This is a genomic window from Paraburkholderia sp. SIMBA_053 (assembly GCF_046534895.1).
Classification (GTDB): domain Bacteria; phylum Pseudomonadota; class Gammaproteobacteria; order Burkholderiales; family Burkholderiaceae; genus Paraburkholderia; species Paraburkholderia caledonica.
Window position 1 is genome coordinate 1 of record NZ_JAWRXU010000528.1, and the last position, 279, is coordinate 279.

The window sequence follows — 279 nt, forward strand, 5'->3', positions numbered from 1 at the left end:
GACCGGAATCTTACGTACCTCGGACTGGTCGAGACATTGTATGGCTACCCTTTCGACGGTGTGGTGCTAACAAGCGGTTGCGACAAGACTACACCTGCCATGCTAATGGGTGCAGCGACCGTGGACATTCCGGCAATCGTCCTCTCTGGGGGGCCTATGCTTAATGCCTGGTACAAGGGACAACGGGCAGGTTCGGGAACAATCATCTGGCACGCTCGTAGCGAACTTGCCGCCGGTCGCATGGATTACGACGAGTTTCTAAGTTGCGTTGCAAGCTCG

1 protein-coding gene is annotated in these 279 nt (G+C 55.9%); it reads left to right on the top strand.

Going from position 1 to position 279, the window contains the following annotated elements; translation table 11 throughout:
• Positions 1-279: dihydroxy-acid dehydratase (locus tag SB753_RS36710; RefSeq protein WP_410805039.1), on the top strand; the 279-nt coding region annotated here is incomplete at both ends.